Annotated in this window: 17 protein-coding genes; 10 read left to right on the top strand and 7 right to left on the bottom strand. The window is 51.5% G+C overall.

Annotation, left to right across the window (positions count from 1 at the left end):
• Nucleotides 1-137: 137 nt before the first annotated feature.
• Entirely contained in the window at nt 138-605 is a 468-nt protein-coding gene (mntR, locus tag AACU19_RS08980) for a manganese-binding transcriptional regulator MntR (protein ID WP_000091016.1), read from the top strand.
• A complete protein-coding gene (locus AACU19_RS08975; protein ID WP_105278119.1) occupies nt 602-1,720 on the top strand; it encodes an anion transporter in 1,119 nt (372 codons plus the stop codon). The genes mntR and AACU19_RS08975 overlap by 4 nt, the downstream gene beginning before the upstream one ends.
• A 57-nt stretch (nt 1,721-1,777) precedes the next feature.
• On the opposite strand, the gene ldtB is transcribed toward AACU19_RS08975, so the two are convergent.
• On the bottom strand, nt 1,778-2,698 hold the full coding sequence (ldtB, locus tag AACU19_RS08970) for a L,D-transpeptidase (protein ID WP_001056376.1): 921 nt from the start codon (nt 2,696-2,698) through the stop codon (nt 1,778-1,780).
• Nucleotides 2,699-2,916: 218 nt separating this feature from the next.
• Between ldtB and AACU19_RS08965 the strand changes: the two genes are divergently transcribed.
• A complete protein-coding gene (locus tag AACU19_RS08965; protein ID WP_000961458.1) occupies nt 2,917-4,509 on the top strand; it encodes an ABC-F family ATPase in 1,593 nt (530 codons plus the stop codon).
• 249 nt (nt 4,510-4,758) lie between these two features.
• Here AACU19_RS08965 and AACU19_RS08960 read toward each other — a convergent pair whose 3' ends face one another.
• The 4 genes from AACU19_RS08960 to AACU19_RS08945 form a co-directional block, all read right to left on the bottom strand.
• A complete protein-coding gene (locus tag AACU19_RS08960; protein WP_100734016.1) occupies nt 4,759-6,018 on the bottom strand; it encodes a DUF1479 domain-containing protein in 1,260 nt (419 codons plus the stop codon).
• Between the two features lie 151 nt (nt 6,019-6,169).
• The gene (ybiV, locus tag AACU19_RS08955; protein WP_039020430.1) at nt 6,170-6,985 is read right to left on the bottom strand and encodes a sugar-phosphatase YbiV; all 816 of its coding nucleotides are present in this window, start codon (nt 6,983-6,985) and stop codon (nt 6,170-6,172) included.
• 145 nt (nt 6,986-7,130) lie between these two features.
• A complete protein-coding gene (locus tag AACU19_RS08950; protein WP_000209386.1) occupies nt 7,131-9,563 on the bottom strand; it encodes a glycyl radical protein in 2,433 nt (810 codons plus the stop codon).
• Between the two features lie 5 nt (nt 9,564-9,568).
• Nucleotides 9,569-10,468, bottom strand: coding sequence for a glycyl-radical enzyme activating protein (locus AACU19_RS08945; RefSeq protein WP_105278117.1), 900 nt, complete (start codon nt 10,466-10,468; stop codon nt 9,569-9,571).
• A gap of 130 nt (nt 10,469-10,598) precedes the next feature.
• Between AACU19_RS08945 and fsa the strand changes: the two genes are divergently transcribed.
• The gene (gene fsa, locus AACU19_RS08940) at nt 10,599-11,261 is read left to right on the top strand and encodes a fructose-6-phosphate aldolase (protein ID WP_105278116.1); all 663 of its coding nucleotides are present in this window, start codon (nt 10,599-10,601) and stop codon (nt 11,259-11,261) included.
• Between the two features lie 87 nt (nt 11,262-11,348).
• Here the strand turns inward: fsa and moeB are convergent, their stop codons facing one another.
• Nucleotides 11,349-12,098, bottom strand: a complete 750-nt coding sequence (moeB, locus tag AACU19_RS08935; protein ID WP_105278115.1) for a molybdopterin-synthase adenylyltransferase MoeB — start codon at nt 12,096-12,098, stop codon at nt 11,349-11,351.
• Nucleotides 12,098-13,333: a molybdopterin molybdotransferase MoeA gene (gene moeA, locus AACU19_RS08930; protein ID WP_105278114.1), complete on the bottom strand. Its 1,236-nt coding sequence runs from the start codon at nt 13,331-13,333 to the stop codon at nt 12,098-12,100. The genes moeB and moeA overlap by 1 nt, the downstream gene beginning before the upstream one ends.
• Nucleotides 13,334-13,536: 203 nt before the next feature.
• Here moeA and iaaA point away from each other — a divergent pair, with 203 nt between their 5' ends.
• From iaaA to AACU19_RS08900, 6 genes are all read left to right on the top strand, one after another.
• Nucleotides 13,537-14,502 carry a beta-aspartyl-peptidase gene (gene iaaA / locus AACU19_RS08925; protein WP_000513792.1) on the top strand — a complete coding sequence of 322 codons (966 nt, stop codon included), beginning with the start codon at nt 13,537-13,539 and terminating at the stop codon, nt 14,500-14,502.
• On the top strand, nt 14,489-16,360 hold the full coding sequence (gene gsiA, locus AACU19_RS08920; RefSeq protein ID WP_105278113.1) for a glutathione ABC transporter ATP-binding protein GsiA: 1,872 nt from the start codon (nt 14,489-14,491) through the stop codon (nt 16,358-16,360). Before iaaA ends, gsiA begins: the two co-directional genes overlap by 14 nt.
• A 19-nt stretch (nt 16,361-16,379) precedes the next feature.
• Entirely contained in the window at nt 16,380-17,918 is a 1,539-nt protein-coding gene (gene gsiB, locus AACU19_RS08915; protein WP_105278112.1) for a glutathione ABC transporter substrate-binding protein GsiB, read from the top strand.
• Nucleotides 17,919-17,935: 17 nt separating this feature from the next.
• Nucleotides 17,936-18,856, top strand: coding sequence for a glutathione ABC transporter permease GsiC (gene gsiC, locus AACU19_RS08910; RefSeq protein WP_000936027.1), 921 nt, complete (start codon nt 17,936-17,938; stop codon nt 18,854-18,856).
• 2 nt (nt 18,857-18,858) lie between these two features.
• On the top strand, nt 18,859-19,770 hold the full coding sequence (gene gsiD, locus AACU19_RS08905) for a glutathione ABC transporter permease GsiD (protein WP_105278111.1): 912 nt from the start codon (nt 18,859-18,861) through the stop codon (nt 19,768-19,770).
• A gap of 177 nt (nt 19,771-19,947) precedes the next feature.
• Nucleotides 19,948-22,296, top strand: coding sequence for a sensor domain-containing phosphodiesterase (locus AACU19_RS08900; RefSeq protein WP_105278110.1), 2,349 nt, complete (start codon nt 19,948-19,950; stop codon nt 22,294-22,296).
• Nucleotide 22,297: the final 1 nt, after the last annotated feature.

Genomic DNA, 22,297 nt, shown 5'->3' with positions numbered 1-22,297 from the left:
TTACATACAGATATAGCACAGGCTATATTATATAGCTATTGCTAAAACGTTAATTTTTTGTACCTTCGCAACTCTGGTTTACAATGTGCGCACGAAATGAGAACGCTATGTATGCGTCACCATAATGAGGAAGCACAATGAGTCGTCGCGCAGGTACGCCAACAGCAAAAAAAGTGACGCAGTTAGTGAACGTGGAAGAGCACGTTGAAGGGTTCCGCCAGGTCAGAGAGGCGCACCGGCGCGAGCTTATTGATGATTACGTTGAGCTGATTTCTGACTTGATCAGGGAAGTGGGGGAAGCTCGTCAGGTGGACATGGCTGCTCGTCTGGGCGTTTCGCAACCGACGGTGGCTAAAATGCTTAAGCGACTGGCAACCATGGGGCTGATTGAAATGATCCCCTGGCGTGGCGTGTTTTTAACGGCAGAAGGAGAGAAGCTGGCGCAGGAAAGCCGCGAGCGACATCAGATAGTCGAAAATTTCTTGTTGGTGTTGGGCGTCAGCCCGGAAATCGCTCGTCGCGACGCGGAAGGCATGGAGCACCATGTCAGTGAAGAGACGCTGGATGCCTTTCGTTTGTTTACCCAGAAACACGGTGCCAAATGAGCCTGCCTTTTTTACGCACGCTGCAAGGCGATCGCTTTTTTCAGTTATTAATTCTTGTTGGCATCGGATTAAGTTTTTTCGTTCCCTTTGCACCGAAATCCTGGCTTGCTGCTATCGACTGGCACACCATCATCACCTTAAGCGGTCTGATGCTGCTGACCAAAGGTGTGGAGTTAAGCGGTTATTTTGATGTGCTGGGGCGCAAAATGGTGCGCCGCTTTGCTACGGAGCGACGGCTGGCGATGTTTATGGTGCTGGCGGCGGCGTTGCTTTCAACATTTCTGACCAACGATGTCGCGCTGTTTATTGTTGTTCCGCTGACAATCACACTAAAAAGACTGTGTGAGATCCCGATTAATCGACTGATTATTTTTGAGGCGCTGGCAGTCAATGCGGGTTCGCTACTGACGCCGATTGGCAACCCGCAAAATATTCTTATCTGGGGTCGTTCTGGTCTTTCGTTTGCCGGGTTTATTGCCCAAATGGCACCGCTGGCTGGCGCAATGATGCTGACACTCCTGCTACTGTGCTGGTGTTGTTTTCCTGGAAAGGCGCTGCAATATCATACGGGGGCGCAAACACCTGAGTGGAAACCGCGGCTGGTGTGGAGTTGTCTGGGGCTGTATATCGTCTTTCTGACGGCGCTGGAGTTAAAACAAGAGCTGTGGGGACTGGTGATTGTAGCGGCGGGCTTTGCGCTGCTGGCTCGTCGCGTGGTGCTCAGTGTGGACTGGACGCTGCTGCTGGTGTTTATGGCGATGTTTATCGACGTCCATTTACTAACCCAACTGCCAGCTTTGCAGGGGGTGTTAAGTAACGTGAGTCATTTATCCGAACCCGGATTATGGTTAACGGCGATTGGTTTATCGCAGGTGATCAGTAACGTGCCGAGCACGATTTTGCTCCTCAATTATGTGCCACCGTCTTTATTACTGGCATGGGCGGTAAACGTGGGTGGCTTTGGTTTATTACCCGGATCGCTGGCAAATTTGATTGCGTTACGGATGGCAAACGATCGCCGTATCTGGTGGCGTTTCCATCTCTATTCAATACCGATGCTGTTGTGGGCGGCGCTGGTGGGATACGTTTTATTCGTTATGCTCCCGGCCTGGTAGGGTCTGGCAAATAAAAAAGGCGGATGATGAGTCCGCCTCTGTTTTACGTTTTGACGATTAATTCAGACGAACCGGCATCCCGGAACGATTTTTGATCGCTTCATCCAGAACAACCTGGTCAACATCTGGCTGACCGGTCACTGTCTGCACGCTCTTCGTCAGGGTAATTGGCACAATTTCCTGACCTTCAAACTGGGCTTCGGTGGTAGACAGCGGGTTATGGACTTCAATATAACGGCTGCCGTCTGGCTCGGTGGTCGCTTTTACCGGCTCATCAATAAACTGTACGCGAGTACCGACCGGTACTTTCTCGAACAGAAATTTGATGTCTTCGTTACGCAGACGCACACAGCCATGACTTACACGCAGACCGATACCGAAGTTGGCGTTGGTGCCATGGATAGCGTACAGGCGACCGATGTAGAGTGCATACAGCCCCATCGGGTTATCCGGACCTGCCGGAACGACAGCCGGAAGCGGTTCGCCCGCAGCGCGGTACTCTGCGTGCATTTTGGCGGTCGGCGTCCAGGTCGGGCCTGCTTTCTTACGCTCAACTTTGGTGGTCCAGTTGATAGGCGTGTCTTTGCCTAACTGACCAATGCCGATGGGCAGCACGATAACGGTGTTGCTGCCTTTCGGATAGTAATAGAGACGCATCTCTGCGCTGTTAATGACAATGCCTTCATGAACGGTATCCGGCAGGATCAGCTGCTGCGGAATGTTCAGTACAGTACCGCCTTTCGGCAGGAAGGTATCCACACCCGGGTTAGCTTCCATCATGTTGGAAAGACCCATCTGGTACTCGGCGGCAAAATACTCCAGCGGCTGAGTGTTACCTTCAGGAATTGTGATCACCTGATTCTGACCAACCAGGCGACTCCCGTCGGTTGGCAGAGGATAAGTTACCGCAGAGGCGGTACTGCAAAAGCCGACAACAGCGAAGGCCGCTGCGAATAATGTTTTCAATTTCATATTCATGTTAAGCGAGATTTTGTGCCTGGCAGGCCATTGGGTTGAGAATATTAGAGTATTGGAAGCGCATTATAAGTTCATTCCAGCTCACAGTGAAATCAGATGTGTACGAAATCACATTTTTTGCCTTTGGGAAGAGTGTAGACCTTAAGCGGGGGACGGGATCTTCTTTCAGACTTATGGCATAATACGCGGTTTGTCATATCTCTTTTCAGGATACGCCTGTGTTAGTTTCCAGTAACGTCACCATGCAGTTCGGCAGTAAGCCGTTGTTTGAAAACATTTCCGTCAAGTTTGGCGGCGGCAACCGTTACGGCCTGATTGGCGCGAACGGTAGTGGTAAATCCACCTTTATGAAGATCCTCGGCGGCGACTTAGAGCCGACGTTGGGTAACGTTTCCCTCGATCCCAATGAGCGCATTGGTAAGCTGCGTCAGGATCAGTTTGCCTTTGAAGAGTTCACCGTGCTGGATACGGTGATCATGGGGCATAAAGAGTTGTGGGAAGTGAAGCAGGAGCGTGACCGCATCTATGCTTTGCCGGAAATGAGTGAAGAAGACGGCTATAAAGTGGCCGATCTGGAAGTGAAATACGGCGAAATGGACGGTTACTCTGCGGAAGCTCGCGCCGGTGAACTGTTGCTTGGCGTGGGAATTCCAGTGGAACAGCACTACGGCCCGATGAGTGAAGTTGCTCCTGGCTGGAAGCTGCGTGTGCTGCTGGCGCAGGCGCTGTTTGCTGATCCGGACATTCTCCTGCTCGACGAACCGACCAACAACCTCGACATCGACACCATTCGTTGGCTGGAACAGGTGCTGAACGAGCGTGACAGCACCATGATCATCATCTCGCACGACCGTCACTTCCTTAACATGGTTTGTACCCACATGGCGGATCTGGATTACGGTGAACTGCGCGTTTATCCGGGCAACTACGATGAGTACATGACGGCGGCGACTCAGGCGCGTGAACGTCTGCTGGCTGATAACGCCAAGAAGAAAGCGCAGATTGCTGAGTTGCAATCTTTCGTTAGCCGCTTTAGTGCCAACGCCTCGAAATCTCGCCAGGCAACTTCGCGCGCACGCCAGATTGATAAAATCAAACTTGAAGAGGTGAAAGCCTCCAGCCGTCAGAACCCGTTCATCCGTTTTGAACAGGATAAGAAACTGTTCCGTAACGCGCTGGAAGTGGAAGGTCTGACCAAGGGGTTTGATAACGGTCCCCTGTTTAAAAATCTCAACCTGCTGCTGGAAGTGGGTGAAAAACTGGCGGTACTGGGTACCAACGGCGTCGGTAAATCAACGCTGCTGAAAACGCTGGTGGGCGATCTGCAACCGGACAGCGGCACCGTAAAATGGTCTGAAAACGCGCGCATTGGTTACTACGCCCAGGACCACGAATATGAGTTCGAAAATGATCTGACCGTATTCGAATGGATGAGTCAGTGGAAGCAGGAAGGCGATGACGAGCAGGCGGTACGCAGCATTCTCGGTCGTTTGCTGTTCAGCCAGGACGACATCAAAAAGCCAGCGAAAGTGCTTTCCGGTGGAGAAAAAGGGCGGATGCTGTTTGGTAAGTTAATGATGCAGAAGCCGAATATTCTGATCATGGACGAACCGACCAACCACCTGGATATGGAATCTATCGAGTCGCTGAACATGGCGCTGGAATTGTATCAGGGAACGCTGATCTTTGTTTCTCACGACCGTGAGTTTGTAAGCTCGCTGGCGACTCGCATTCTGGAAATCACCCCGGAACGCGTGATCGACTTTAGCGGTAATTACGAAGATTACCTGCGTAGTAAAGGGATCGAGTAAGTTATTATCAGTAGCCCTGATAGGGTCAGGGCTACTGAAACTGATGACAAATGCAAAATTGCCTGATGCGCTACGCTTATCAGGCCTGACAGTGTACCGCAATATATTGAATTTTCAGGACTTTGTAGACCGGATAAGGCGTTAACGCCGCATCCGTCATGAACAAAGTGCACTTTGTCAGCAATCAGAGCAACACCGAACCTGCTTTCTTAACCTCACATCAATTCACTTCTACTAATCCATCACCTCTCAAACATCCATGCCCAGCGCGCGCTTACCGTGAATGTTCAGATCATCCAGCGTAAATCGGCCATCCCAGTTTGCTTCATAATCTTCTCGAGGGAAATCGCCCGGTGATGCCCCTTTTTCCAGTGCTTTCCTGACGTTATGCGCATAAGCCCGGTTTTTCTCACACATCGGCGCGGCAGGGATATACATCACGTTCCCCCAGCCTTGTTGATTATTTACCGGTGCGACGGAGTGGATCACGTCGCAGTGCCACCAGACGGAATCCCCCGCTGTAATAGCTGGAATGGAAGTGAGTGCTTTAATCAGTAGTGGATGCCATTTCTCTGAAATGGGCAGAACTTTGCCAGGAGCGACCCCACACAACTCATCGTCCGGTACGTCATCCAGCAGTGGGCGCAATAAAACATACGCCATCGCTTCCGGGATTGGCACCACATGCAATAATCCCTGTCCTGGTAACATATCGGAAAGCGCCGTCCAGCCTTGAAAAGTGCGGAACACCGAACATTTTGTGGTGTTATCCACCGTGTACTCTTCAACATCAGTACGGTATGCAGCATCCCACGGATCGTAATCGTCGACATTACCGTTGAAAACATGGGCAAAAACACGCTGATAAGCGGGTAATAACCAACGTTCCAGCGCCCCAGAATCAGTGTGTGCACCCAGACCTTTAGACGTCGTGCCTGGTGGGCGGCGGCGGATCCTGTCCGGATAGATCACGCTAATATCGGGATCAAACCACTGCCTGCCGTTGCTTTCAGACTTCCACAGGCGGTTAAGGAAAGATTGCACCGCCGCCATATTGTCACTTTGTCGCGCCTGCATTTGTGCCTGCGACCAGTAAATAGGGTAGATTTCAGGACGAGATGCCTCCAGCGATCCAAAGAAGCTGTCGCCGGGACCTTTATAAACATCATCAAAATGATTGGCATCAAGATAGTCAAGCATTGCGCGATCCCATGCCAGTGCCTGTTCGCGGGGGAAATGGCCTTTAATTACTGCACAGCCGCGACGTTTAATTTCATTGCGCGTGGCTTCACTCACTGTACCTGCTGCAACGTCGCTATATGGGACTTCCGGCCAAACCGGTAATCCTTGCCCTTTGAGGGCGTCTATTTCTGCTACACGTGCTTCGATTTTTGCAGAGAGTTTATCGAAGACCTGTTGTAAATCGCCGATCTGTTGTCGCAGCTCCGCTTTCATCTTACGGATAGCCGTTTTCGCATCTGTTGGCAGTGTCTCATAGGTAAAAGTCATATCAACCTCACAGCTTTCGTTCGAAAGTGAAAATAGTTATGATTGATACTTTAAGTTAAAAATAAGTTAACGCAAGATGAAAATCTTGAGTAAGTGCACAAAGTGAGCAAAAAAGAGAGATGCCGGAACGATTGCTCCGGCCGGGAAAAGGTTACTTATTGAAAGGAGCGGTGTTATCCAGCACCGCCTGAATCACATTCAGCGCGCCTTCATGATTATTATCATCGGTAGCGTAACGGGAGATTTGTTTAATGTTTTCCGCAGCATTGCCCATCGCAAAGGAATAACGCGCCATTTTCAGCATCTCCGCATCGTTACCGCTGTCGCCAATCGCTACCACATTTTGCGGTGACAGATCCCAGCGTTTCAGTAACCGCGAAATACCATTCGCTTTATGCAGGCCAGGAATAATCAGGTCGATAAAGCCAAAACCACTGGTAACCGGCTTCATAATGCCGTCGAGCGCAACGTGCAGTTTGTCGACGACCAAGGGGATCTGCTCATCTGGCAGGTTGAGCGAAAATTTAAACAGCACATCGTCAATCTCCTGATAATCTTTTACAGGTTTCAGGCGATGGTAGTGTTTTGCCATCAGTGCGACAAATGCTTCGGGGGCATTTTCGCTGACATATGCACTTTGCAGACCGCAGGCGACAAAATTGAGTTGCTTATCTTTTAGCAATTCGCCAATAACAATCCGCGATTCATGTCGGGTTAATTCGCCGTGGAACAACTGCTTGCCATGTTCGTAAACCAGTGCGCCGTTTTCCGCGACAAAAGAGATCTCATCCTTTAGCTCAGGAAAGAACGAAATAAGCTGGTAATACTGATTACCGCTGGCGACAACGAACTCAATGCCGCGCTTTTTAAGTTCCTGATACTGCGCCATAAAACGTGGTTGGTTGTACGTTTTGGCGTCGTTAAGAAAAGTACCGTCCATGTCTGTGACGATAACTTTTACGCTCATAGGTGTGCTCCTGGCTCGAAAATGAAACCGTAACAGTGTAATAACAATGTGACGCAGAGCACAAATTATATTTCGAATGAAAGTGAGAGCGGAATTGATGATGTGAATGATTTGGCCCGGCGACGACGCCGCCGGGCTGAGGGGATTACAGCATGTGTTCGGTACGGGCGATGATATCGTCCTGTGCGTCTGGAGAGAGCGCGGTGAAGAAGGCGGAATAACCCGCTACGCGTACCACCAGATCGCGGTATTGATCCGGATGTTTCTTCGCCTCCAGCAATGTTTCGCGGGAAACAATGTTGTACTGAATATGCCAGCCTTTATGCACCTCAAAGAAGGTACGTAGCAGGATCATCAGTTTCTGCTTGTCAGATTCGTTCTCCAGCGTTGCCGGATTCAGTTTCTGGTTGAGCAACACGCCGCCGAGAATCGCTGCCGTAGGCAGTTTACCCACCGAGCCAATGACCGCCGTTGGGCCGAGATGGTCAGTACCGGAGGCCGGACTAGCGCCTTCTGCCAGCGGGGTATGTGCTTTACGTCCGTCCGGCGTTGCCATAGTCTGCGCGCCAAACGGTACGTTAGCGGAGATAGACGATGTGCCCGCATAATAGTTGCCGCCAATCGGACCACGACCGTAGCGCGGGTTATGGTACTGCTTCAGTTCGTCGATATAGGTTTGATAAGCGCGAGCCAGCAGCGTATCGACAGTATCATCGTCGTTGCCGTACTTCGGCGCGCCGTTAATCAGCCGCTGACGCAACTGCTCGTGCGTCAGGCCGTCGAAGTCATCCGCCAGTGCGGCAGCCAGTTGTTGCTGACCAATCGCGCCCTGTTCAAACACCAGTTTCTTCACTGCCGCCAGGCTGTTGCCGAGGTTAGCAATGCCGACCTGCAGGCCAGAAACCCAGTCATACTTCGCGCCGCCTTGTTTAATGCTTTTCGCTCGCTCAATACAGTCATCCACCAGCGCCGAGCAGAGAATATCGTGCACGTTCTCTTCCAGCATGGTGTCGACGACATATTCGATTTCGATTGATTTACGGGTGTAGTAACGGATTTGCGTGTCCCACGCGTCCATCACTTCATCGAAGTTGTTGAAGTTACCCGCTGACAACGCTTTTTCTTGTGGCAGGAACACTTTGCCGCTGGTGGCATCACGACCGCCTTCCAGCGCCGCCAGCATCACGCGGGCGAAGTTGATAAAGCTCATCCCGGTGCAGCGATAGCCCCATTTGCCACCGACGGCGGTTTCGATACAACCAATCGCTGCGTAGTCGTAAGCGTCCTGCGGTTCAATACCGAGTTTAATAAATTCCGGGATGACAATTTCGTCGTTGTTGAACGCCGGCATCCCGAAGCCGCAGCGGATCACCTGCACACAGGCGTCGAGGAAATCGTTGCTCATTCCTGCATGGTAACGCACGCTGAGGTTAGGCTGAGTGGAACGCAGGCGACCGCAGGATTCGAGGATCGCGTAAGAGAGTGGATTCACCGCGTCCATTGGTTGACCATCAACCAGATTTTGCCCGCCAATGGTGACGTTCTGATACAGCGGACTTCCCGCAGAGGCTTTTGAGTGTGAGCCGGAGCGGATCTTGTTCACTTCCAGCAATTTTAACCAGCAGCTATGCAGCATCTCGATGGCGTGTTCGCGATCCAGCGTCTGGTTCAGTTCAACGTCGCGGCGATAGTACGGGTAGAGATACTGGTCCATACGACCAAACGATACCGAGTGACCGTTAGATTCAATCTGCAAAATCAACTGGATGAAGTAGCACAGTTGCAGCGCCTGCCAGAAAGTCTGCGGCGGCTGGTGGGCGATAAGGTCGCAGTTTTCGGCCATCGCCAGCAGTTCATCGCGACGGCTTTCGCGGGGTTCGGTAGCGGCCATTTCACGCGCCAGGGCAGCGAAACGTTCAATATGTTCACTGACCGCCACCAACACGATATCAATCGCTTTCAGGAACTGCTCGCCGTGCAGATCTTCCAGCACGGTCAGGTTAATACGCGAGCGGCGCTCCGCCACTTTCTCGCGCAGACCATCAAGCCCTTTTTCCAGCAACAGCGGGAAATTGACCGCCAGGTGCGCATCGCCGGAGGTCATATTACCTTCCGCTTTAATGATACCGGTCGCCAGCAGGCCTTTTTGCTCATCGGTAAACATGCCATAGCAGCGATCCTGTACGGTCTGACCGCGCCACCACGGGCACACTTCATGCAGAACGCGTTTGTTCTCTTCGCTCACCGCAAAACCTGCACCCGGACGATCCGCCAGATCATCAATCTCTTTTTCGATCCAGGAGACGGTATATTCCGGGAAGATCGGCGCGGCGCGAACTTCGCTTGCCTGGTTGCCGATGATCAACTCATCGTGCTTGATCCAAATAGTGCGATTCGCCAGGTGATGGGCCAGCGCCAGAGCGCGACGTACCGGGATCGGCTTATCGAGATGTTGTTGATACATCTCGGTATAGTGCTGCGCGCGCTCGGTACAGACCGGCGGTTTCACAATATTCACCAGTGCATTTTTGTGCGCTTTAATGCGGTCGCTGAGCGTGTCCAGTTTCAGTGTGGTCATGGTTGTTATCCTCGTAAGGTCGCGGTTAACCCTTTCTGGCAGGCATACTGCTGGGCAAAGTCGAGCAGTTCTGGCGCATCAAGCGGTTTTTCCGGGGCGTCATAGGGCAGATTAAGTAAGTGATATTTGTTAATGCCCAGCGTGTGGTAGGGCAGGAAATGAATTTCGCCGACGTGCAGCTCGTCGGCGGCAAAATCGGTAATGGCTTTCACAGAGGTTTCATCGGCATTAAAGCCCTGAATCAACGGCACGCGGATGATGATTTTTTTCCCCGCCGCTGCGAGTTTTTTCAGGTTATCCAGCACTCTGGCGGCGTTACCGTCGGTCCACTGTTTAAACGGCACGTCGGCAACGTGTTTTAAATCGGCAAGAAACAGATCGATATAGGGCAGAGAAGGGGCGATATATTTCCACGGCACATGCAGACAGGTTTCTACCGCAGTATGAATGCCAGCCTCGTGGCTGGCTTGCAGTAGCGCCATCGCCATTTCCGGCTGCATAAACGGCTCACCACCGGAAAGCGTTAAGCCGCCGCCGCTGCGATCGTAAAACGGTTTGTCGCGCAGAACGGTCGCCATGATCTCCTCAACGCTTTTCACTTCACCACACACGGTTAACGCCTGTGTCGGGCAGCAGTCGGTTAACGCCGTCAGATGCTCCGGGGTTAACTTTTCCCGATGAATAAGCAAACCATTCAGCGCGCGCTCAATCGCTTCCGGCGCGGCCTTAGCGCACAGCTCGCAGCCTTCCAGGCACAGACGTGCGTCATACAGCAGATCCTGCGTGCGGGTGCGGCTTTCCGGGTTCTGACACCATCGGCAGCCCAGCGAACAGCCTTTAAGAAATACGACCGTGCGGATACCGGGGCCATCATGGGTCGAGTAGCGCTGAATATTGAAAATCATAGTTGCCTCTCTGTTTCGTTCAAACATTAAAATACTTTCGAATGAAAGTTAGATTGATGTGCGTCAACAGTTCAGAGAGTTTTCCCGTGATAGTCTACATTCAGACAAAAAGTACATTTTGAGGATGGTTATGGAACTGTATCTGGATACTTCAGACGTTGTTGCGGTGAAGACACTGTCACGTATTTTTCCGCTGGCGGGTGTGACTACTAACCCAAGCATTATCGCCGCGGGTAAAAAACCGCTGGACGTTGTACTTCCGGAGCTTCACGAAGCGATGGGCGGTCAGGGGCGTCTGTTTGCCCAGGTAATGGCTACCACTGCCGAAGGGATGGTGAATGATGCACGTCAACTGCATTCTATTATTGCAGATATCGTGGTGAAAGTCCCGGTGACTGCCGAGGGGCTGGCTGCTATTAAAATGTTAAAAGCAGAAGGTATTCCGACGCTGGGTACGGCAGTGTATGGCGCGGCACAAGGGCTGCTGTCGGCGCTGGCAGGTGCGGAGTACGTTGCGCCTTACGTCAACCGAATTGATGCTCAGGGCGGTAGCGGTATTCAAACTGTGACCGATTTGCACCAGTTATTGAAAATGCATGCGCCGCAGGCGAAAGTGTTAGCCGCGAGTTTCAAAACCCCGCGTCAGGCGCTGGATTGCTTACTGGCAGGATGTGAATCAATCACGCTGCCACTGGATGTGGCGCAGCAGATGATTAGCTATCCGGCAGTTGATGCCGCCGTGGCGAAGTTTGAGCAGGACTGGCAGGGGGCTTTTGGCAGAACGTCGATTTAACCGGACGTTCTGCATCCTCATCAATTGCTGATGACGTGGTGGAGTGCACCGATGCTTGCCGCGTCTTATCAGACCTGGAGGTGGCAATTACTGCCCGCACACCTCGCACCCCGGATTACGCATCAGTTTCATTTCGCGAAACTGGCAAGTCATCGCATCGTACATCACGATTTTTCCGTTGGCAGGTTTGCCATAACCTGCCAGCAGTTTGATCACTTCCATTGCCTGCAACGAACCAATCACCCCGATCAAGGGTGCCATCACGCCTGCTTCTACGCAGGTTAACGCATTTTCGCCAAACAAACGGCTAAGGCAGCGGTAGCAAGGTTCGCCGTCCTGATAAGTGAAGACCGTGATTTGCCCTTCCATACGAATTGCCGCCCCGGAAACCAGCGGCACCTTTGCGGCAAAACAGCCAGCGTTCAATTGATTACGTACCGCAACGTTATCCGTGCAGTCGAGCACCAGATTGTGTTCAGCAATCAACGCAGCAAGCTCCGCGTCATCAAGCAACGCATTTACCGGCGTAATCGCGATATGTGGATTGATCCGCGCCAGGGCGTCTCGGGCGGATTCCACCTTCGGTTGCCCGACCGTGGCATCACTATGCAGTGTCTGGCGTTGCAGATTTGAAAGCGAAACCGTGTCGAAGTCGAGCAGCGTCAGGTTGCCGATACCGGCGCTTGCCAGATATTGCGAGGCCGCGCAGCCGAGCCCACCCAGCCCGACGATCAGCACACGAGAATCTTTTAGCGCCTCCTGACCGTCAAAATCAAAACCGCGCAGAATGATTTGCCGGTTGTAGCGCAGCATCTCCTGATCGCTGAGTTCCGCCATTACAGGCCTCCGAACAACGCGTTAAACGGTTCTACTTCCACCCATTCGCCCACTTCCACATTGCCGCGCTCGCGCTCCAGTACGATAAAGCAGTTGCCGAGGCTAAAGGAGCTAAATATATGTGAACCCTGATGTCCGGTGGTCATCACTTCCAGTTCGCCATCGGCGTTGCGTTGCAGCACGCCGCGCTGGAAATCAAGGCGTCCTGGCGATTTCTTCAGAGGCGATGCCGTGCGCACACGCTGGCGCGCGGGCAGGCCGCTGGCGGTATTGCCGCTTAGTTTTGCCAGCAAAGGCTGTACCAGTTGATAGAAGGTCAGCGTTGCTGAAACCGGGTTGCCCGGCAGGCCGCAGAACCAGCTATTGCTGAGTTTACCGAACGCGAACGGTTTACCTGGTTTAATCGCCAGCTTCCAGAAGGCGATCTCCCCCAGCTCTTCAAGAATGGTTTTGGTGTAATCCGCTTCACCCACTGAAACACCGCCGGAACTGATCACCACATCCGCCTGGCTATCGGCTTCAATAAAAGCGGCGCGCAGGGCATGGGGATCGTCGCGGATAATCCCTAAGTTGATTACCTCGCATCCCAGCTGTTCTAACATCAGGTGCACGGCGAGACGGTTGGTATCGTAGATTTGGCCGTCGCCCAGCGGCTGGCCTGGCAACTGGAGTTCATCACCGGTGGAAAACAGCGCTACTCGCACTTTACGAATCACCGGAACGTCGGCAATTCCCAGCGAAGCAATCACTGGCAGCTCTGCGGTAGTCAGGCGTGTTCCCGCTGGGAAAACAACCGCACCCGCAGAGATATCTTCACCGCGACGGCGAATATTTTGCCCGCTACGCACTTCAGCAGTAAAACGCACGCCAGCGTCAGTCTGTTCGGTCTGTTCCTGCATCACCACCGCTTCGCAGCCTTCCGGCACCGGCGCACCGGTCATAATACGAATGCAGGTACCCGCAGACCATTCACCATGGTACGGCTGACCGGCAAAGGATTTACCGGCAACGGGCAGCGGTTGCCCGGAGGCAATATCGGCTAAACGCACCGCGTAGCCGTCCATAGCGGAGTTATCAAACCCCGGGACATCCAGTGGCGAAACGACATCGCTCGCCAGAATACGACCAAAACACTGTACCAGTGGCAGCGTTTCCTGGGCGGTCAGTGGGGTAACGCGAGAAAGCATCTCATTAAGCGCGGTGTCGAGCGACATCAATCCGGTGGTAAATTCCATGAAAACACTCCTGCGGAGGCAAAATCGAATTTGCCTATTATGTCAGAAAAACGCCACAGACTGTATGCCACCTCGGGCGTAGCGCTGGCTCCTGCCTTTACATGCCATATCCATCTTTCTATATTCAAAAATTGAATGAGTAATTCATAAAAATTCTGATATTTATAGCAAAAGTGGCGAGCCACCCTTAATGGACGAATACTATGGGCAAAGCAGTCATTGCAATTCATGGTGGCGCAGGTGCAATTAGCCGCGCGCAGATGAGTCTGCAACAGGAATTACGCTACATCGAGGCGCTGTCTGCCATTGTTGAAACCGGGCAGAAAATGCTGGAAGCGGGCGAAAGTGCGCTGGATGTGGTGACGGAAACGGTGCGTCTACTGGAAGAGTGTCCACTGTTTAACGCCGGAATTGGCGCAGTCTTTACGCGAGATGAAACGCATGAACTCGACGCCTGTGTGATGGATGGTAACACCCTGAAAGCCGGTGCGGTGGCGGGCGTGAGTCATCTGCGTAATCCGGTTCTTGCCGCCCGGCTGGTGATGGAGCAAAGCCCGCATGTGATGATGATTGGCGAAGGGGCAGAAAATTTTGCATTTGCTCATGGCATGGAGCGCGTCTCGCCGGAGATTTTCTCCACGCCTTTGCGCTATGAACAACTACTGGCAGCGCGCGAGGAAGGGGCTATGGTCCTCGACCATAGCGGTGCGCCACTGGATGAAAAACAGAAAATGGGCACCGTGGGGGCCGTGGCGTTGGATTTAGACGGCAATCTGGCGGCAGCCACGTCCACAGGCGGAATGACCAATAAATTACCCGGACGAGTTGGCGATAGTCCCTTAGTGGGCGCCGGATGCTACGCCAATAACGCCAGTGTGGCGGTTTCTTGTACCGGCACGGGCGAAGTCTTCATCCGCGCGCTGGCGGCATATGACATCGCCGCGTTAATGGATTACGGCGGATTAAGTCTCGCGGAAGCCTGCGAGCGGGTAGTAATGGAAAAACTCCCTGCGCTTGGCGGTAGCGGTGGCTTAATCGCTATCGACCATGAAGGTAACGTCGCGCTACCGTTTAACACCGAAGGAATGTATCGCGCCTGGGGCTACGCAGGCGATACGCCAACCACCGGTATCTACCGTGAAAAAGGGGACACCGTTGCCACACAGTGATGAACTTGATGCCGGTGATGTGCTGGCGGTTGAAAATCTGAATATTGCCTTTATGCAGGAGCAGCAGAAAATAGCTGCGGTCCGCAATCTCTCTTTTAGCCTGCAACGTGGTGAGACGCTGGCAATTGTTGGCGAATCCGGCTCCGGTAAGTCAGTGACTGCGCTGGCATTGATGCGCCTGTTGGAACAGGCGGGCGGTTTAGTGCAGTGTGATAAAATGCTGTTGCAGCGGCGCAGTCGCGAAGTAATTGAACTTAGCGAGCAGAGCGCTGCACAAATGCGCCATGTGCGCGGTGCGGATATGGCGATGATATTTCAGGAGCCGATGACATCGCTGAACCCGGTATTTACTGTGGGTGAACAGATTGCTGAATCTATTCGTCTGCATCAGAACGCCAGTCGTGAAGAAGCGATGGTCGAGGCGAAGCGGATGCTGGATCAGGTACGCATTCCGGAGGCACAAACCATTCTTTCACGTTATCCGCATCAACTCTCTGGCGGGATGCGCCAGCGAGTGATGATTGCGATGGCACTGTCATGCCGCCCGGCGGTGCTGATTGCCGATGAGCCAACCACCGCGCTGGATGTCACTATTCAGGCGCAAATCCTGCAATTAATCAAAGTATTGCAAAAAGAGATGTCGATGGGCGTTATCTTTATCACTCACGATATGGGTGTGGTGGCAGAGATTGCCGATCGGGTACTGGTGATGTATCAGGGCGAGGCGGTGGAAACGGGTAGCGTCGAACAGATTTTTAATGCACCGCAACATCCTTATACCCGTGCGCTGTTAGCTGCTGTTCCGCAACTTGGTGCGATGAAAGGGTTAGATTATCCACGACGTTTCCCATTGATATCGCTTGAACATCCAGCGAAACAGGAGCCACCCATCGAGCAGAAAACGGTGGTGGATGGCGAACCTGTTTTACGGGTGCGTAATCTGGTCACCCGTTTCCCTTTGCGCAGTGGTTTGTTGAATCGCGTAACGCGGGAAGTGCATGCCGTTGAGAAAGTCAGTTTTGATCTCTGGCCTGGCGAAACGCTATCGCTGGTGGGCGAGTCTGGCAGCGGTAAATCCACTACCGGGCGGGCGTTGCTGCGCTTGGTCGAATCGCAGGGCGGCGAAATTATCTTTAACGGTCAGCGAATCGATACCTTGTCATCCGGTAAACTTCAGGCATTGCGCCGCGATATTCAGTTTATTTTTCAGGACCCTTACGCTTCGCTGGACCCACGTCAGACCATCGGTGATTCGATTATCGAACCGCTGCGCGTACACGGTTTATTGCCAGGTAAAGAAGCGGCTGCACGCGTTGCGTGGTTGCTGGAGCGCGTGGGCCTGTTACCTGAACATGCCTGGCGTTACCCGCATGAGTTTTCCGGCGGTCAGCGCCAGCGCATCTGCATTGCTCGCGCGTTGGCATTGAATCCAAAAGTGATCATTGCCGACGAAGCCGTCTCGGCGCTGGATGTTTCTATTCGCGGGCAGATTATCAACTTGTTGCTCGATCTCCAGCGTGATTTCGGCATTGCGTATCTGTTTATCTCCCACGATATGGCCGTGGTAGAGCGGATTAGTCATCGTGTGGCGGTGATGTATCTCGGACAAATTGTTGAAATTGGTCCACGGCGCGCGGTCTTTGAAAACCCGCAGCATCCTTATACGCGTAAATTACTGGCGGCAGTTCCGGTCGCTGAACCGTCCCGACAACGACCGCAGCGTGTGCTGCTGTCGGACGATCTTCCCAGCAATATTCATCTGCGTGGTGAAGAGGTTGCAGCCGTCTCGTTGCAATGCGTCGGGCCGGGGCATTACGTCGCACAACCACAATCAGAATACGCATTCATGCGTAGATAACATTCAGGCGGAGAATAAAATGGCAAGAGCTGTACACCGTAGTGGGTTAGTGGCGCTGAGCATTGCGACAGCGTTGATGGCATCTTGTGCATTCGCTGCCAAAGATGTGGTGGTGGCGGTAGGATCGAACTTCACCACGCTCGATCCATATGACGCGAATGACACGTTATCTCAGGCCGTAGCGAAATCGTTTTACCAGGGGCTGTTCGGTCTCGATAAAGAGATGAAACTGAAAAACGTGCTGGCGGAGAGTTATACCGTTTCCGCTGACGGCCTTACTTACACCGTGAAACTGCGGGAAGGAATTAAATTCCAGGATGGCACCGATTTCAACGCAGCGGCGGTAAAAGCGAATCTGGACCGGGCCAGCGATCCGGCGAATCATCTTAAACGCTATAACCTGTATAAGAATATTGCCAAAACGGAAGCGATCGATCCGACAACGGTAAAGATTACCCTCAAACAGCCGTTTTCAGCGTTTATTAATATTCTTGCCCATCCGGCGACCGCGATGATTTCACCGGCAGCGCTGGAAAAATATGGCAAGGAGATTGGTTTTCATCCGGTTGGCACCGGACCGTATGAACTGGATACCTGGAATCAGACCGATTTTGTGAAGGTGAAAAAATTCGCGGGGTACTGGCAGCCAGGATTGCCCAAACTGGACAGCATAACCTGGCGTCCGGTGGCGGATAACAACACCCGTGCGGCAATGCTGCAAACCGGTGAAGCGCAGTTTGCTTTCCCCATTCCCTACGAGCAGGCCGCACTGCTGGAGAAAAACAAAAATATCGAGTTGATGGCCAGTCCGTCAATTATGCAGCGTTATATCAGTATGAACGTGACGCAAAAGCCGTTCGATAACCCGAAGGTCCGTGAGGCGCTGAATTACGCCATTAACCGCCCGGCGCTGGTGAAAGTAGCCTTCGCGGGCTATGCAACGCCAGCTACTGGTGTGGTACCGCCGAGTATCGCCTACGCGCAAAGTTATAAACCGTGGCCTTACGATCCAGTGAAAGCGCGCGAATTACTGAAAGAGGCGGGATATCCCAACGGTTTCAGCACCACGCTGTGGTCGTCACATAACCACAGCACCGCGCAGAAAGTGCTGCAATTTACCCAGCAGCAGTTAGCGCAGGTGGGGATTAAAGCCCAGGTGACTGCGATGGATGCCGGGCAGCGGGCGGCAGAAGTTGAAGGTAAAGGGCAAAAAGAGAGCGGCGTGCGGATGTTCTACACTGGCTGGTCGGCTTCAACCGGCGAAGCTGACTGGGCACTATCGCCGCTGTTTGCCTCGCAGAACTGGCCACCGACGCTGTTTAATACCGCGTTTTACAGCAATAAACAGGTGGATGACTTCCTGGCTCAGGCACTGAAAACTAATGATCCGGCAGAAAAGACCCGTTTATATAAGGCGGCGCAGGATATCATCTGGCAAGAGTCGCCGTGGATCCCGCTGGTGGTAGAAAAATTGGTGTCGGCACACAGTAAAAACCTGACCGGTTTTTGGATCATGCCAGACACCGGTTTCAGCTTTGAAGACGCGGATTTGCAATAAGCAACGCAGGGAGTGGAATGCTTAATTACGTTATCAAACGCTTACTGGGGTTGATTCCGACGCTGTTTATCGTCTCGGTGCTGGTGTTTTTGTTTGTTCATATGCTGCCCGGCGATCCAGCGCGATTGATTGCCGGACCAGAAGCCGATGCGCAGGTCATCGAGCTGGTGCGTCAGCAACTGGGGTTGGATAAGCCACTGTATCACCAGTTCTGGCACTATATCACCAATGCCGTACAGGGCGATTTTGGCCTGTCGATGGTGTCGCGTCGTCCCGTTGCCAATGAGATTGCCAGCCGCTTCATGCCTACTCTATGGTTGACTATTACCAGTATGACCTGGGCGGTGCTGTTCGGCATGGGGGCTGGTATTATCGCCGCTGTCTGGCGTAACCGTTGGCCGGATCGATTAAGTATGACTATCGCGGTATCAGGGATTTCATTCCCGGCATTTGCGTTAGGAATACTGTTGATTCAGGTTTTCTCAGTTGAACTTGGCTGGTTACCCACCGTAGGAGCAGACAGTTGGCAGCACTACATTTTACCCTCCTTGACGCTCGGCGCGGCAGTGGCAGCCGTGATGGCGCGCTTTACCCGCGCATCGTTTGTCGACGTCTTAAGCGAAGATTATATGCGTACCGCGAGGGCGAAAGGGGTGAGCGAAACCTGGGTCATCCTCAAACACGGGTTACGCAATGCGATGATCCCGGTAGTGACCATGATGGGCTTACAGTTTGGCTTTTTACTCGGTGGTTCCATTGTGGTGGAGAAAGTCTTCAACTGGCCCGGACTTGGACGCTTACTCGTCGACTCCGTAGAAATGCGCGATTACCCGGTGATTCAGGCGGAAATTCTGCTTTTCTCGCTGGAATTTATTCTTATCAACTTAGTGGTGGATGTGCTTTATGCCGCCATTAACCCGGCTATCAGGTACAAGTAAGGATGCGACTATTTAACTGGCGACGTCAGGCGGTGTTAAACGCCATGCCATTGGTTAAACCTGACCAGGTACGTACACCGTGGCATGAATTCTGGCGACGATTTCGCCATCAGCATATGGCGATGGCCGCCGCATTATTCGTCATTTTATTGATTGTGGTGGCCATTTTTGCACGCTGGATCGCCCCCTATGACGCCGAAAATTTTTTCGATTATGACAATCTGAATAACGGACCTTCTTTGCAGCACTGGTTTGGCGTCGATTCACTGGGACGCGACATTTTCAGCCGTGTCCTGGTTGGTGCGCAAATCTCGCTGGCGGCGGGCGTGTTTGCCGTGTTTATCGGTGCGGCGATCGGGACGTTGCTGGGCTTGCTGGCGGGATATTATGAAGGCTGGTGGGATCGGCTGATCATGCGCATTTGCGATGTGCTGTTTGCCTTCCCGGGTATTTTGCTGGCCATCGCTGTTGTTGCGGTGTTGGGAAGCGGCATCGCTAACGTGATTATCGCCGTTGCCATTTTTTCCATCCCCGCGTTTGCCCGCCTGGTGCGCGGCAACACGCTGGTGTTGAAACGGCAAACCTTTATTGAGTCAGCACGCAGTATTGGTGCCAGCGATATGACCATTTTATTGCGTCATATCTTGCCTGGGACCGTCTCTTCTATCGTGGTGTTTTTCACCATGCGCATCGGCACCTCGATTATCTCTGCCGCCAGCCTGTCATTTCTCGGCCTCGGTGCGCAGCCGCCGACACCAGAGTGGGGAGCGATGCTCAATGAGGCTCGAGCGGATATGGTTATCGCGCCGCATGTCGCTGTTTTTCCGGCCCTGGCTATTTTTTTGACCGTACTGGCGTTCAATTTGCTGGGGGATGGTTTACGCGATGCGCTGGATCCGAAAATTAAAGGATAGTTACGTTTGAATATTGCTTGAAAGGGTAATCACCTCACAGGAAATTATTGCCCTAAGCAAGTGTTGTAACTTTCTGCTGATTTTGTAGAATCGGGTAATTTGGTTAAAAAGCCGCAGCAAGGGACTGTTTTTGCAGCGGCACGGCGTTCAGATAGTTATTTTGTTAAATGTATTAACATGCTGAGTTTATACGAAAAGATAAAAATAAGGTTGATAATTTTATTTTTATTGGCAGCGCTGTCATTTATTGGTCTTTTTTTCATCATTAACTATCAACTGGTATCGGAACGCGCGGTAAAACGTGCCGATAGCCGCTTTGAACTTATTCAGAAAAACGTTGGCTATTTCTTTAAAGATATTGAACGTTCGGCCCTGACATTAAAGGACTCACTGTATTTATTAAAAAATACAGAGGAGATTCAACGCGCTGTGATCCTTAAAATGGAAATGATGCCATTTTTAGACTCGGTGGGACTGGTACTTGATGATAATAAATATTATCTCTTTTCGCGGAGGGCAAATGATAAAATCGCTGTTTATCATCAGGAACAAGTAAATGGACCGCTTGTCGACGAGTCAGGGCGGGTTATTTTTGCCGATTTTAACCCATCGAAACGACCGTGGTCTGTGGCTTCAGATGACTCTAACAACAGCTGGAATCCGGCATACAATTGCTTTGATCGTCCGGGTAAAAAATGTATCTCTTTTACGCTACGCATCAACGGCAAAGATCACGATTTGTTAGTGGTGGATAAAATTCATGTCGATTTAAACTGGCGATATCTGAACGAGTATCTTGATCAAATCAGCGCTAATGATGAAGTTCTATTTTTGAAACAAGGCCATGAGATCATTGCCAAGAATCAACTCGCTCGTGAAAAACTGATTATTTATAATAGCGAAGGCAATTATAATATTATTGATTCTGTCGATACTGAATATATCGAAAAAACATCAGCGGTGCCAAACAACGCATTATTCGAAATCTATTTTTATTATCCTGGCGGTAATTTATTGAACGCATCAGATAAACTTTTTTATCTGCCGTTTGCTTTCATTATTATCGTATTGCTGGTGGTTTATTTAATGACCACTCGTGTGTTCCGTCGGCAATTTTCTGAAATGACCGAGCTGGTTAATACGCTGGCATTTTTGCCCGACTCAACGGATCAAATCGAGGCTCTGAAAATTCGCGAAGGCGATGCGAAAGAGATTATCAGCATCAAAAATTCGATCGCGGAAATGAAAGATGCCGAAATTGAACGGTCAAATAAATTGCTCTCACTGATCTCTTACGATCAGGAAAGCGGTTTTATTAAAAATATGGCGATTATTGAGTCAAACAATAATCAGTATCTGGCTGTGGGGATCATCAAACTGTGTGGTCTGGAAGCCGTGGAAGCGGTGTTTGGTGTTGATGAACGCAATAAAATCGTCAGGAAATTGTGTCAGCGAATTGCCGAGAAATATGCGCAATGCTGCGATATCGTGACATTCAATGCCGATCTTTATTTACTCCTGTGCCGGGAAAATGTCCAGACGTTTACCCGTAAGATAGCGACGATAAACGATTTTGACAGCAGCTTTGGCTACCGCAATCTGCGCATCCATAAGTCTGCTATTTGTGAACCTTTGCAGGGAGAAAACGCCTGGAGTTACGCAGAAAAACTGAAACTGGCGATTTCCAGCATCCGTGACCATATGTTCTCAGAGTTTATTTTCTGTGATGACGCGAAACTCAACGAAATAGAAGAGAATATCTGGATTGCGCGTAATATTCGCCATGCAATGGAAATTGGCGAACTATTCCTGGTCTATCAACCGATTGTTGATATTAACACCCACGCCATTCTGGGCGCGGAGGCGTTGTGCCGTTGGGTGTCTGCGGAGCGGGGGATCATTTCACCGCTGAAGTTCATTACCATTGCTGAAGATATCGGGTTTATCAATGAGCTAGGTTATCAGATTATTAAAACGGCAATGGGTGAATTCAGACATTTTAGTCAGCGTGCGTCGCTGAAGGACGGTTTCTTACTGCATATTAATGTTTCGCCCTGGCAGTTAAACGAACCACACTTTCATGAGCGTTTTACCACCATCATGAAAGAAAATGGCCTGAAGGCGAACAGCCTCTGTGTTGAGATCACTGAAACTGTGATCGAGCGAATTAATGAACATTTTTATCTCAATATTGAACAACTGCGTAAACAAGGGGTACGGATATCGATTGATGACTTTGGCACCGGTTTGTCAAACCTGAAACGTTTTTATGAAATTAATCCAGACAGTATAAAAGTGGACTCGCAATTTACCGGCGATATTTTCGGTACTGCGGGGAAAATTGTGCGCATTATTTTCGATCTGGCACGCTATAACCGGATCCCGGTGATTGCGGAAGGCGTAGAGAGCGAAGACGTTGCGCGCGAATTAATCAAATTAGGATGTGTTCAGGCTCAGGGGTATCTGTACCAGAAACCCATGCCGTTCTCCGCCTGGGATAAAAGTGGAAAATTAGTAAAAGAGTAGT

It is taken from the genome of Escherichia sp. MOD1-EC4550 (genome assembly GCF_963876935.1).
GTDB lineage: Bacteria > Pseudomonadota > Gammaproteobacteria > Enterobacterales > Enterobacteriaceae > Escherichia > Escherichia coli_F.
The sequence above is the reverse complement of the archived record's forward strand: the minus strand, read 5'-3'. Positions and strand labels throughout refer to the sequence as shown.

Bases quoted from the DNA above. Each gene is read 5' to 3' on its own strand.
- mntR (WP_000091016.1), top strand. From the start codon at position 138: ATGAGTCGTCGCGCAGGTACGCCAACAGCAAAAAAAGTGACGCAGTTA.
- AACU19_RS08975 (WP_105278119.1), top strand. From the start codon at position 602: ATGAGCCTGCCTTTTTTACGCACGCTGCAAGGCGATCGCTTTTTTCAG.
- ldtB (WP_001056376.1), bottom strand. From the start codon at position 2,698: ATGAATATGAAATTGAAAACATTATTCGCAGCGGCCTTCGCTGTTGTC.
- AACU19_RS08960 (WP_100734016.1), bottom strand. From the start codon at position 6,018: ATGACTTTTACCTATGAGACACTGCCAACAGATGCGAAAACGGCTATC.
- ybiV (WP_039020430.1), bottom strand. From the start codon at position 6,985: ATGAGCGTAAAAGTTATCGTCACAGACATGGACGGTACTTTTCTTAAC.
- AACU19_RS08950 (WP_000209386.1), bottom strand. From the start codon at position 9,563: ATGACCACACTGAAACTGGACACGCTCAGCGACCGCATTAAAGCGCAC.
- AACU19_RS08945 (WP_105278117.1), bottom strand. From the start codon at position 10,468: ATGATTTTCAATATTCAGCGCTACTCGACCCATGATGGCCCCGGTATC.
- fsa (WP_105278116.1), top strand. From the start codon at position 10,599: ATGGAACTGTATCTGGATACTTCAGACGTTGTTGCGGTGAAGACACTG.
- moeB (WP_105278115.1), bottom strand. From the start codon at position 12,098: ATGGCGGAACTCAGCGATCAGGAGATGCTGCGCTACAACCGGCAAATC.
- moeA (WP_105278114.1), bottom strand. From the start codon at position 13,333: ATGGAATTTACCACCGGATTGATGTCGCTCGACACCGCGCTTAATGAG.
- iaaA (WP_000513792.1), top strand. From the start codon at position 13,537: ATGGGCAAAGCAGTCATTGCAATTCATGGTGGCGCAGGTGCAATTAGC.
- gsiB (WP_105278112.1), top strand. From the start codon at position 16,380: ATGGCAAGAGCTGTACACCGTAGTGGGTTAGTGGCGCTGAGCATTGCG.
- gsiC (WP_000936027.1), top strand. From the start codon at position 17,936: ATGCTTAATTACGTTATCAAACGCTTACTGGGGTTGATTCCGACGCTG.
- gsiD (WP_105278111.1), top strand. From the start codon at position 18,859: ATGCGACTATTTAACTGGCGACGTCAGGCGGTGTTAAACGCCATGCCA.
- AACU19_RS08900 (WP_105278110.1), top strand. From the start codon at position 19,948: ATGCTGAGTTTATACGAAAAGATAAAAATAAGGTTGATAATTTTATTT.